Source organism: Mycobacterium sp. shizuoka-1, assembly GCF_002723835.1.
Classification (GTDB): domain Bacteria; phylum Actinomycetota; class Actinomycetes; order Mycobacteriales; family Mycobacteriaceae; genus Mycobacterium.
The window spans coordinates 1-11,666 of the sequence record NZ_BEWG01000044.1 but is presented as its reverse complement, the minus strand read 5'-3'; the positions used below and the strand labels follow the sequence as shown (position 1 = coordinate 11,666).

At 68.6% G+C, this 11,666-nt stretch carries 12 protein-coding genes and 1 pseudogene; 5 read left to right on the top strand and 8 right to left on the bottom strand.

Translation table 11 applies throughout. The features are described 5' to 3' along the window. Positions 1-560: RDD family protein (locus MSZK_RS14060; protein WP_371411337.1), on the top strand; the 560-nt coding region annotated here is incomplete at its 5' end. A 10-nt stretch (positions 561-570) separates the two neighbouring features. Here the strand turns inward: MSZK_RS14060 and MSZK_RS14055 are convergent. Further along, positions 571-2,007, bottom strand: coding sequence for a GntP family permease (locus MSZK_RS14055; RefSeq protein ID WP_099248845.1), 1,437 nt, complete (start codon positions 2,005-2,007; stop codon positions 571-573). Positions 2,008-2,012: 5 nt separating this feature from the next. Continuing rightward, positions 2,013-2,507: a gluconokinase gene (locus MSZK_RS14050; RefSeq protein WP_099248804.1), complete on the bottom strand. Its 495-nt coding sequence runs from the start codon at positions 2,505-2,507 to the stop codon at positions 2,013-2,015. Between the two features lie 124 nt (positions 2,508-2,631). On the opposite strand from MSZK_RS14050, the gene MSZK_RS14045 reads away from it, so the two are divergent. Then, on the top strand, positions 2,632-3,372 hold the full coding sequence (locus MSZK_RS14045; protein ID WP_099248802.1) for a FadR/GntR family transcriptional regulator: 741 nt from the start codon (positions 2,632-2,634) through the stop codon (positions 3,370-3,372). Here MSZK_RS14045 and MSZK_RS14040 read toward each other — a convergent pair. After that, entirely contained in the window at positions 3,354-4,112 is a 759-nt protein-coding gene (locus MSZK_RS14040; protein ID WP_099248843.1) for a DUF4333 domain-containing protein, read from the bottom strand. The genes MSZK_RS14045 and MSZK_RS14040 overlap by 19 nt on opposite strands. 108 nt (positions 4,113-4,220) lie before the next feature. On the opposite strand from MSZK_RS14040, the gene MSZK_RS14035 reads away from it, so the two are divergent. After that, complete coding sequence (locus MSZK_RS14035; protein WP_099248800.1) at positions 4,221-5,108, top strand: hypothetical protein; 888 nt, start codon at positions 4,221-4,223, stop codon at positions 5,106-5,108. Positions 5,109-5,111: 3 nt separating this feature from the next. Here the strand turns inward: MSZK_RS14035 and MSZK_RS14030 are convergent, their stop codons facing one another. Continuing rightward, positions 5,112-7,097, bottom strand: coding sequence for an ecdysteroid 22-kinase family protein (locus tag MSZK_RS14030; RefSeq protein ID WP_233211300.1), 1,986 nt, complete (start codon positions 7,095-7,097; stop codon positions 5,112-5,114). Between the two features lie 84 nt (positions 7,098-7,181). After that, complete coding sequence (locus MSZK_RS14025; RefSeq protein WP_099248797.1) at positions 7,182-8,702, bottom strand: carboxylesterase/lipase family protein; 1,521 nt, start codon at positions 8,700-8,702, stop codon at positions 7,182-7,184. A 76-nt stretch (positions 8,703-8,778) separates the two neighbouring features. Here MSZK_RS14025 and MSZK_RS14020 point away from each other — a divergent pair, with 76 nt between their 5' ends. Beyond that, a complete protein-coding gene (locus tag MSZK_RS14020) occupies positions 8,779-9,468 on the top strand; it encodes a hypothetical protein (RefSeq protein ID WP_099248795.1) in 690 nt (229 codons plus the stop codon). On the opposite strand, the gene MSZK_RS14015 is transcribed toward MSZK_RS14020, so the two are convergent. Together MSZK_RS14015 and MSZK_RS14010 are read right to left on the bottom strand one after the other, a co-directional pair. Next, a complete protein-coding gene (locus MSZK_RS14015; RefSeq protein ID WP_099248793.1) occupies positions 9,465-10,475 on the bottom strand; it encodes a cation diffusion facilitator family transporter in 1,011 nt (336 codons plus the stop codon). The genes MSZK_RS14020 and MSZK_RS14015 overlap by 4 nt on opposite strands. Then, positions 10,472-10,855, bottom strand: coding sequence for a metalloregulator ArsR/SmtB family transcription factor (locus MSZK_RS14010; protein WP_099248791.1), 384 nt, complete (start codon positions 10,853-10,855; stop codon positions 10,472-10,474). Before MSZK_RS14010 ends, MSZK_RS14015 begins: the two co-directional genes overlap by 4 nt. A gap of 59 nt (positions 10,856-10,914) precedes the next feature. Here MSZK_RS14010 and MSZK_RS14005 point away from each other — a divergent pair, with 59 nt between their 5' ends. Next, positions 10,915-11,460 (top strand): NAD(P)H-dependent oxidoreductase, encoded by a 546-nt coding sequence (locus MSZK_RS14005; protein WP_158230580.1) that lies wholly within the window; start codon positions 10,915-10,917, stop codon positions 11,458-11,460. Positions 11,461-11,468: 8 nt separating this feature from the next. Here the strand turns inward: MSZK_RS14005 and MSZK_RS14000 are convergent. Next, positions 11,469-11,666 (bottom strand): annotated as a pseudogene (locus MSZK_RS14000) (alkanesulfonate monooxygenase); the annotation flags it as partial.

Sequence of the window (11,666 nt, the reverse complement as noted above, 5' to 3'; positions counted from 1 at the left end):
GCTATCCCCCGCCGCCGCCCGGCCAGCCCGGCGGATATTTCCCACCGCCGGCCGGGGGCTACGCACCGCCCCCGCCGCAGGATCCCTACGGCCAGCAGGCTTACGGCGGCGGTTACCCGCCGCCGCTGCCCACCGGCCAGCAGGGCGCTGACGTCTGGATCCGCCTCGGCGCGCGGGTGATCGACTGGATCATCACCGGCATCGTGGTCGCGCTGATCTCGATTCCCTTCTACGCCAACGACAACTACGGCTATGTCGCCGGCGTTCTCGTCGCACTGCTGCCGTTCGCCTACTTCGTCGGCTTCGAGGTCAGTCAGGGCTGGACGCCGGGTAAGAAGCTGCTCGGACTGCAGGTCCACGGGCCCGGTGGCGCGGGCAAGCCGACCGCCCAGCAGTCGGCGATCCGCAACTCCTTCATGCTGCTGTCGCTCATCCCATGGGTGGGCTGGCTGCTCGGACTGGCCGCCGAGATCGTCATCGGCGTGACGATCAACAAGAGCCCGACCAAGCAGGGCAAGCACGACGAGCTGGCCGGCGGCACGCAGGTCGTCAAGGGCTGAGCCCCGACGCTCAGATCACCAGACTGAGCAGCAGGACGACGCCCAGACCGGTCACCGACAACACCGTCTCCATCAGCGACCACGTCTTGATGGTCTGGCCGACGCTGATCCGGAAGTACTGGTTCACCAACCAGAATCCGGCGTCGTTCACGTGGGAGAAGAACAGCGAACCGGCTCCGACGGCGAGCACCACCAGCGACACCTGACCGCTGCTGAGGCCTTCCACCAGTTGGAGCACCAGTGCGGACGCGGTGATGGTGGCCACCGTCGCGGAGCCGGTGGCCAACCGGATCAGTACGGCCAGCACCCAGGCCAGCACGATCACCGAAATGTTGGCGCCCTTGGCCCAGTCGGCCAGCAAGGTGCCGATCCCGCTGTCGACCAGAACCTGCTTGAAGCCGCCGCCCGCGGCGACGATCAGGATGATGCCGGCCACCGGCGGCAGGCCCGATTCCACGCACTTCATCACGTCGGCACGGGACATGCCCGCCCCTCCACCGAGAGTGAAGATCCCGACGATGACCGCGATCAGCAGGGCCACCAGCGGGGTGCCCAGCACGTCGAAAGTGATTCGGAACCACTGGTTCTCGTCGTCGATGAAGATGTCGACGAGCGCCTTGCCCAGCATCAGCACCACGGGCAGCAAGACACTGAACAGCGTCACCGCGAACGACGGCCGGCGCACACCGCGGTTCTCGTCGGGAATGACCTCGGCTTCCGGACCCGCGTCACGCAGCGCGGCGGCGCCGGAGGAGAACGTGTCGGGCGCCTCCACGACCACCCAGCGCCCGGCCAGCTTCCCGAACAGCGGCCCGGCGACGATGATCGTCGGGATCGCCACGGCCACACCGAGAGCCAGCGTCAGCCCCAGATCGGCACCGAGCAGGTCGATCGCGGTGAGCGGTCCCGGGTGCGGCGGCACGAAACCGTGCATCGCCGAAAGTCCGGCAAGCGCCGGGATCCCGACGGTGATCAACGACAGCTGGGAGCGGCGCGAGACCAGATAAATCACCGGCATCAGCAGAACCAGGCCGATCTCGAAGAACATCGGCAGCCCGATGATGGCGCCCACCAGTGCCATCGCCCAGGGCAGGGCTCGCGGAGAGGCGTGCCCGACGATGGTGTCGACGATCTCGTCTGCCCCGCCCGAGTCGGCCAGCAGCTTGGCGAACATCGCGCCGAGCGCGATCAGGATGCCGACACCGGCGGCGGTGGAACCGAAGCCGTCCGAGAACGACTTGAGCACCTTCTCCAGGTTCTCCCCGGCCACGATGCCGACGGTCAGCGCGCCGAAGATCAGCGACAGGAACGGATGCAGATGAACCACCGTGATCAGCACGACGATCACCGCGATACCTGCGAGGAACGCCACTATCAGCTGCCACCCCGGGGCTACCGGTGTCGCCAGCTTGGGCGCCTCGGCCAGGATGGTGGCAGGCAGGTTCATCGGCATTACTCTCCTTGCGTCCGGGTGACGTAACTGTCGACGATCGAATCGATGCTCGCGTCGACGTCGATGCTGATCCCGTGTTCGTCGGGGTCGAGGGGTTCGAGGGTGTCGAACTGGGAGGCGAGCAAGGTCGCGGGCATGAAATGGCCCGGTCGGCTTGCCTGCCGGCGGGCGATCACGTCCTGCGTTCCGCTCAGGTGCAGAAACCTGACGTCCGCGCAGTGCCGCCGTAATTGATCGCGGTACTTGCGCTTGAGCGCCGAGCAACTCATCACGCCGCCGGCCGGGTGGCCGGCCAGCCATTCGCCGATCGCTTCCAACCAGGGATAGCGGTCGTCGTCGTCCAGCGGATGACCGGCGGTCATCTTGGCGATGTTGGCCGGTGGGTGGAAGTCGTCGGCGTCGGCGAACGGGACGCGAAGCCGCTGCGCCAGCGCTGCGCCGACGGTCGACTTTCCCGACCCGGACACTCCCATGACGACGATGGGCGAAGACATGCCTGCGTCTACCCTGCTGTGCGCCATGCCACACAGCATTCACCAATAGTCATACTTTTGCAAGAGTCAGGCGTGTCGGATCTGTTTTTAAGATCCATCTGACCGGGTATGACAAGATGTATCGATGATGTCCGAGCCATTCGTGAGCGAGCTGCACAGCACTGTGCTGACCGCTCTCGGCGAAGGCATCGTGTCCGGGCGCTACCAGCCCGGGCAGGTGCTGACGCTCGACGGCGTCAGTGCCGAACACGGCGTGTCCCGCTCGGTCGCCCGCGAGGCCATCCGAGTGCTCGAGTCGATGCGGATGGTTGCACCCCGCCGGCGGGTGGGCATCACAATTCAGCCGTCGGCCAAATGGAACGTGTTCGATCCCAGGGTGATTCGGTGGCGGTTGGATGTGGGTGACCGCGCCGCGCAGCTCGCGTCGCTCTCGGAGTTGCGCCGCGGCTTCGAGCCCGCGGCCGCCGCGCTGGCCGCGCAACGCGCCGACCCGCATCAGTGCCGCATCCTCGCCGCCGCTGTATCGGACATGGTGGTCCATGGCCGATCCGGCGACCTCGAATCATATCTGTTGGCGGACAAGGTATTTCATCGCACGCTGCTCGAGGCCAGCGGCAACGAGATGTTCCGGGCGCTCAACGACGTGGTCGCCGAAGTACTGGCCGGACGAACCCACCACGGCATGATGCCCGATCGGCCCAACCCGGCCGCGATCGCGCTGCACGACGAGGTGGCCCGCGCAGTGCGACTGCGCGACGCCGCGGCGGCCGAACGCGCGATGCGGGCCATCATCGACGAGTCGGCCGCCGCCCTCGCGCAGGAACAGCCACCAGGCCCGCCTGAAGGTCAGGCAGCGGGCCGATAGTCGAAGACGATCCGCTCGCCGTTGGCCTCGGTGACGGTCACGGTGAAATCCTGGGTCTCGGCGCCGGCCACCACCGTGCAGGTGGTGGTGTAGCCGATCTTGCCGGCCAAATCGCTTGTGCAGTCGGCCGAATCCGGTCGCCGGCCCAACTGGACGGCGATCTGGTCGACGAGCGAGCTCTCGACCTGAGCCTTCTCCAACACCCGAAGCACGCTGAAGTTCATCTTCAGCCCCGCCACGGTGGTGACGATGACGGTACGCGGCGAGGTGACGCCGTTGACCGTGACCTCGCAGCGCGTCTGCGCGCCCTGCTTGCCGTCCAGTCCGCTGCGGCAGCTGACCGAATCGACACCGGCCCCGGGGTTCGGCGACACCGTCTTGGCCACCACCTGCTCCAGCTGCTGCTTCGACACGGCGGGAATCATGGTGTAGCCCACGGTGTCGCCGTCGACCTTGACCGCGGTGACCACGACACCGAAACCGTCGGCGCCGCTCAACAACACCTCGCAGCGGGCACTGTCGCCGACCTTGCGAGCCAGATTCTGGGCGCACGTCACCGTCTGCGGCGTCTGGCCGGCCTTTCCCAGCCGGTCGAAGATGTCCTTCTCCAGCTCGGTCTTGGGCACCGAGTTGGTCGCGGCGGGGTCGGCGCCGGACGAACAGCCGACCAGAGCGGCACCGGCAACAGCCGCGGCCGCCACAACAGCGCCGAACCGTGGCAGCACCACCGTCCGTCGCACCACGACCTCCACACATCCTCGGCGGCGCGCAGACCCGCTCGCCCGCGTGCAAGATACCAAGCGCGCCCCCTGCGTCGCAGGGTCGGTTCGCGGTGGTTCACTACAGGGATGGGACGAACACCCGAGCTGGCGCGCCGCTTCTTCGACCGCTACGAACCCGTTCACGGCATCACCTACTTCGCACCCGGTGTACGAACGACGTTGGACGCCATGGGGTTCGTCGGGTTCTGGCGCGGCTACTTCGCCGCCCGGTCCGCGCCGCTGGGCACGGTTCCGGTCGAGGTGGTGACCGCGGTGTTCTACAACTTCTCCACCGAACGGGTGGGCAAGGCGGTGCCGGCGATCTGGGATGTCGCCTCGCCTGCCGAGATGCTCGCGGTGCGACTGGACACCGCGGTCGACACGCTGCGGGGTTACGGGTTGACCGACGACTCGCCGGGGGTCGCCGAGGCCGCTGAACTCGCGGGACTGGCGGCGCGCAGCGCACCCCTGGACGGCAGGCCGCTGTTCGCGGCGAACCGCGCGCTGCCCTGGCCCGAGCGCCCGCTGGCGGCGCTCTGGCACGCCGCGACCCTGCTGCGCGAACACCGCGGCGACGGGCATATCGCGGCGCTGGTCAGCGAGGGGATCAGCGGCCGTGAATCCAACGTGTTGCACGTCGGCGCCGGCGCGGTGCCCGCCGATTTCATCAAGCGCAGTCGGGACTACTCCGACGAAGAATGGGATGCCTGCGTGCACTCGCTGGCCGAGCGGGGATTGCTCACCCCGGCCGGCGAGCTCACCGATGCCGGCCGGGAGCTGAAGAATCACATCGAATGGCGTACCGACACCCTGGCGCTGGGTGCGCTCAGTGCGCTCGACGATCCCGCGGTCGAGCGGTTGTTCCAGGCGCTCACGCCGATCACCCGCCAGGTCATCGCCGGCGGCGACCTGCCGGCCGCCACCCCGATGGCGCTGCGCCGCAACGAACTCGACGACGACTCCGCGCGGCTGTAACCCTCAGAGGTTGCGGTTCCACTCCACCCAGCCGACACCGCCCCTGCCGTCCTCGGTGGACACGGCCACCCAGGCCCGGGGGAACTCGCTGACCTGGCCGTCGGGACCGACCAGCCGCACCGGTGCGTGTCCACGGATGTCCACGGTGGTCCGCACCGGTCCCGGCTCATAGACGATGCTGGTGGTCAGCGGCAATCCGTTGTCGGCGAACGTCGCATCGGCGGTCACGGCGGTCGTCTCGGTGACGGGTTCATCGGCCCGCTGCACGTAGCCGACACTGAGCGGTTCGAGACCGGGGATGCGCAGGTCCACGCCGTGCAGATGGGTGCCGTCCTCGAGGTGCAGCGCACTCCAGACCCAGTCCATGGTCCACCAGTCGCGCACCCCGTGCGAATGGTCACGCTGACCGGGAACCGCCTCGAACTGCAGCACCCGCCCATCGATGGTCACGGTTCCGGTGATGGTGCACGGGATTTCGTAGCGCGTGGTGATGCGATAGGCGTACGGCACACCCGCCGACGTCCAGGTCAAGTCCATGGCCAGCTCCACCGGCCGGCCCGGCTCGTCGCGTAGAAGAGCCGACGGGTCGTCGTATTCCTGTGCGGTGCCGCGGACTTCGACCCGGTAGGACTGCAGCGGGGTGATCGCACCGTGGCGCAGCTCGGCACCGTCGGCACGGGCCACGGTGGGATCGGCGGGCAGCGGGGCATCGAAGTTCACCAGCGCGACGGTCGGCATGTCGGGTCCGCACACCAGCGCGTTGATCCACGCGACCTTCTGGTTGGGCACCAGGCCCAGCCGGATCCAGCCGCCGACTCCCTGAGCCGGGTCGGCGAAATCCCAGTACCAGCTTTCGTTCCACAGCGGTTCGTCGCCGGGTGAGTGGGCGCCTTCGTCGGCAGGGTCGGGTGTCAACGCCGCGGGTGCCACCGGCGCGGGCAGGACGTCGAGCGCATTGGTATCCAGCACGTGGCTGGTGTGCCGCTCGAGCATGGTCAAGAACATCTCGTCGCCACGGTCGGTGCGCTCGACGAGCATCGCCGAGACCACCGACATCATCACACCGGCGAAACTCTGCCGGCGCACCCCTTCGCGCACGTCGTCGAGGGTGACCGGCGAATCAGGGCCGAGCCCTTCGTGATACGCGGCCAGCAGCTCGTCGTAGTGGGCACGGCGGTCGTCGACGGCGACCGCGCAGCCGATGAAATAGGCGACGTCGGTCATCGCCGGGCCCCACGTGACGGTCTGCCAGTCCACCACGGTCAGGTGCCGGCGCGAGCCGGGACGACCGAACAGCATGTTGTCGAGCCGGTAGTCACCGTGCACCAGGCCCTTGATCTTCTCCGGCACCGATTCGTCGGCCACGTAAGCATCGAAGCCGGCCACCAGGCGATCGCAGACCAGCCGCTGGTCTGGGGTGATCGCGTCGCCGTACCGGTCGGCGAACGCGGCATACAGCTGGGAGATCATCGCCTGGTTCAGCGGTGTCTCGCGGTTGAGCCACTCGGCATGGGCCAGTTCGTCGGTCCCGATCACCGGGGCGTGCAGGCGGCCCAGTTCGGTGAGCGCCAGCACGGCGTCGGCGATGGTGGCGCCGCGGATTTCGTCACCGGCCTCGGCCGGGGCGGCGTCGTCGAGGAGCAGTGCGAAGATCCCCGTCTCCGGGTCGTAGGAGCTGTGATAACACTCGGCGATCGGACCGCCGAGCTCCGGGGCCACGTCGGAGTAGAACTTCACCTCGCGCTCGTAGAGGCCCAACGCCAGACCGGTCTGTCTGCTCATCGGATCGGTGGCAGCGACCTTGAGCACCACCGAGGCGGGCCCGGCGCCGTCGGCGGCGTAGCTCAGTCCGATCCGATAGCACTCGCTCATCTGGCCGGTGCCGATGCGGTCGACGGTGAATCCGGTGACCGGGGCACCTATGGCCGCGGCCAGCCACTCCGGGGTCAGGTCGCTGGGACGCTCGATGACGATGTCATTGGTCTGCACCCGACCAAACCTAGGGCAGACACAGGGCCCGCCGGACGGTTTTCCGGCCATTTCTTGACGGGTGTCAAATCACGCCTGGTCAGGCTAGCGGCTGGCGAGGGAAAACCCTTCCCAGGCTCGACGCCGATGCGGATGCGGGTCGTACTCGACCCGGGTGCGGTGGTCGAACACCAGCACCGGACGTTCGGTGTGGGTGTAGCGCGGCCAGTCGTCGCTGGGCACGCCGGTCCGGCCGAAGTTGTGCCAGCGGGTCTGCAGGTCGCGGCTCACCCGCAGCGCCGAGCGCCGGTCCATGGCGGCGGTCAGCGCCGATCCGAACCGGGTGCGGTAGATGTCGAACACGGCCAGCAACTCGGTGGCATGGGTTGCGCCCAACCCCGACCAGTGCAGGGTCCGCGGGGCGTAGTCGTAGCGGTACATGTAGGTGGGCGCGTGCACACTGTGCGCCTCGGCGATCTGCCAGGCCGCCGTCCCGAAGGCGAAGTCACCGCCGAGTTGCACGCAGGCGTCGGGATGCGGATATCCCGGGTACGCGGAGGTGATCCGTTCCCGCGCTTCGGGTTCCGCGCTCGACAACAGCCGCTCGATCGCACGCTCAGTGGTCGGAAGCAGTTTCATGAACCGGGTGAACAGCTTGCCTTCGTCGGCGTTGGTCCCGACGATCAGCGGCACCTTGTGGGCGATGCCCGAGCGCATCGCCGCGACCGGGTCCTCGGGCAGAACGTCGTCGCCGAAGGTGGGTCCCAACGAGAACGCACCGTCCATGTCGTCGAGGCTGCGGGCCAGCAAGGTGTCCAACGCGTCGACCAGATCGCGGGGCCGGGCCCGCATCAGCGTTTCGGCCCCGTCGTCCGGACCGGCGCCGAGCAGGTCGGCGAACTTCACCGCGATCGCGGCGGCGGTCTCCGGACCGGAGACCAACCCGGACGCCGGACTCTCGGAAATGGCCTGTGCGAAAAGCCCTTCGGCGTCCGGGACGGCCAGCAGCGTCGCCACCGCGTGCGCGCCCGCGCTCTCGCCGAAGATCGTCACGTTGGCGGGATCACCGCCGAAGGCGGCGATGTTGTCGCGCACCCAGCGCAGCGCCATGACCAGATCACGCAGGAACAGATTGCTGTCGATCGGGGTGTCCGGGGTGGACAGTGACGACAGATCCACGCAGCCCAGCGCGCCGAGCCGGTAGTTCACCGACACGTAGACGCAGCCGCGGCGGGCCAGGGCGGCACCGTCGTAGATCGGGGTGGCCGAACTGCCCATCAGGTAGCCGCCGCCGTGGATGAAGAACATCACCGGCAACGGCTCATGGTCGGGTTCGGCGCCCGACCACTGTGGGGTGACCACATTGAGCGTCAGGCAGTCCTCACCCATCGGCTGGTACTTGCCGACCCCCACCATCGTGTACCGACGTTGCTGCGGGGCGCAGTTGGCGAATCCGTGGCAGTAGCGCACCCCGCGCCAAGGCTGCGGCGGCTGCGGCGCACGGAAGCGCAGCGCGCCGACCGGCGGCCGGGCGTAGGGAATCGAACGCCACCTGTTCACCCCGTGGCGGGTGAACCCCTCGACGACGCCGCTGGCCGTGGTGGCCCGGACGGTGTGCTCGTGCATCAGTCGACGGTAGCGAACATTTCGCGCCTCGACGCGCCTGACAACCCGCGCGGCACCCGACCGCTAGCCTGTCGGGATGCGGATCGCCGTGTTGCTCACCGCGTCGCTGCTGGTCGCGGGATGCTCCGGGACGACAGGCAGTCAGGCCGGCCAGACCCAGCTGACCCCGATCACCCCGTCGCGCACGGCCACCTCGTCGTCGGCCGCCGCCACCACGACGACGACCACGTCCTCGCAGCCGGCGCCCGCGGGCGGGGTGCCGATCGCCGAGGCGATCACCTGGATCGAGGCGGCCCCGCCCATCGACGCCGCCCAGTACCACATCGCGCTGCGCGGCGGGGTCACCACCGAACTCGGCGAGGACATCGCATTCACGACGCCGGGCGGCACCACCTGCATGACCGACGCCAAGCATGGCTCGCCGGCGCTGGCGTGCCTGGCAGAACTCACCGACCCGCCGCCGCGGCCGCCGGACGTCTACGGCCAGTGGAAGGGCGGCTGGGTCGACTTCGACGGCGCCACCGTGCAGGTCGGGTCGGGGCACGGCGATCCGGGCCGGTTCGCCAACGGCCAGGGCCGCCAGTTGCCGTACGACGTGTCGCTGTCGTTCGGGGATTACCGGTGCCGCACCGACGCCGCGGCACTGCTGTGCGTCAACTACGCCAAGCAGTCCGCCGTGCGGCTGAGCGCCGACGGTGTCGACGCGTACGCGTGCGCGCGGCAGGTGACGCCGCCGGCGGGAATCGGCGTGCAGTACGACTGTTAGTGCGCGTGGGCCGGATAGGCGTGGATCATCGCGGTGGTCAGCTTGGGCACGGCGTGCATGAGGTCGTGTTCGGCCTCGTGGGCGACGTGGTGGGCCTGAGCCAGCGTGAGATCCGGGTCGACGTCGAGTTCGGCGTCGGCGTGCAGTCGGTGACCGATCCAGCGCATCCGCAGACTGCGCACCGCAAGCACCCCGGGCCGCGCGGCTAGCGTCGCCTCAGCGGTGTCGACGACGTCGGGATCCACGCCGTCCATCAAGCGGCGGAACACATCTCGGACCGCCGTCCGTAGCACCGCCAGGATCGCCACGGTGATCACCAAACCGATGATCGGGTCGGCCAGCGGGAAACCCAGCGCGACGCCGCCCGCGCCGAGGACCACCGCCAGGGAGGTGAAGCCGTCGGTGCGGGCGTGCAGTCCGTCGGCGACCAGCGCCGCCGAGCCGATCCGGCGCCCGACGCGGATCCGGTAGAGCGCCACCCATTCGTTGCCGACGAAGCCGAGCAGCCCGGCCAGGGCGACCCAGCCGACGTGCTCGATGGGGCGCGGATGGACGAGCCGGCCGACGGCTTCGTAGCCGGCGACGATCGCCGAGAGCGCGATCATCGCGACGACGAACATGCCGGCCAGGTCTTCGACCCGGCCGAAGCCGTAGGTGTAGCGCCGGGTGGCGGCCCTGGTGCTCAGGGCGAACGCGATCCACAGCGGGACGGCGGTCAAGGCGTCGGAGAAGTTGTGGATGGTGTCGGCGGCCAGGGCGATCGACCCGGAGGCCGCCACGATCGCGACCTGGGCGAGTGCGGTGGCTCCCAGCACGACGAGGCTGATCTTGACCGCGCGGATTCCCGCCGCGCTGGATTCCAGCGCACTGTCCAGACTGTCGGCCGCGTCGTGCGAGTGCGGGGCGAAGACCTCTTTGATGGCTCCGCGCAGGCCGGCGTGATGGTCGTGGTCGTGGTGGTGATCGCCCGACGACGTTGCCGGCGAATGCTTTTCGGTGTGGGTCATCGCTGTCCTGCCCGTCCTGCGTCGCGCGGGAGCGGTACCACCGCAGCGTCGTTCCGGTGATGGGAGGGGACACCCGGACCAGCATGCTCGGCATTGAAGACGGCGTCGGTGACCAACTGACGCACGTGGTCGTTCTCCAGCCGATAGAACACCTGTGTGCCTTCCCGGCGAGTGCGCACCAGCCGTGCCATGCGCAGCTTGGCCAGATGCTGGGACACCGACGGCGCGGGCTTGCCGACACATTCAGCGAGGTCATTGACGCTGAGTTCGCCGTCGATCAATGCCCACAGCAGCTGGACGCGGGTGGCGTCGGCCAGCATCCGGAAGACTTCGACGACCAGATGGGCATGGTCCGCAGCCAGTTGCCTATCTGCATTCATACGCAGATAGTAGCGAATGCGGCCGGAACAAATCCACCCGCCGGCGAGTTCCGGCTTGGGTGAGCGAACGCACCGTAGTCGTGTACGCCAATCCCCGCGGACCGGCGTCCCGCGCCAACGCCGCACTGTTGGGTGCGGTCGCAGCCCGCGCCGGCATCGAGATCCGCGATCTCACCACGCTGTATCCCGACGGCGTCGTCGATGTCGACGTCGAGCAGGACGCGCTGGAGCGTGCCGACCACATCGTGCTGCAGTACCCCACCTATTGGTATTCAATGCCCGGCGCGATGAAGGCCTGGCTGGACCAGGTGATGACGCCGGGTTGGGCGTACGGACCGGGCAGCGCAGGCGTGTTGGCCGGCAAGACACTGCGGGTCACCACCACCACCGGCGGTACGGCGGAGGGCTACCAGCCTGGCGGGCTGCACGGGTTCGCCTACGCCGACCTGCTCACCCCGCTGCGGGCCACGGCGCGCCGGCTCGGTATGGAATTCGTCGAACCCTTTGTGCTCCATGGCGTTCGAGATCTCAGCGACGACGACCTGGCCGCGGCTGGGGAGCGCTACGCGGAGTTGACCGCGCCAAGGCCTGCCCTCACGGCCTGAACCATCGTCTAGGTGGCCAGCACGCCTTTGGCCCGCAGGATCGGGAACACCCCCTCGGCGAACCAGTAGGCCTCTTCCAGGTGCGGATAGCCCGACAGGATGAACTCGTCGAACCCGACCGTGTGGTACTCCCAGATCAGGTTGGCCACCTCTTCGTGGCTGCCCACCAGCGCGGTGCCCGCTCCCCCACGCACCAACCCCACCCC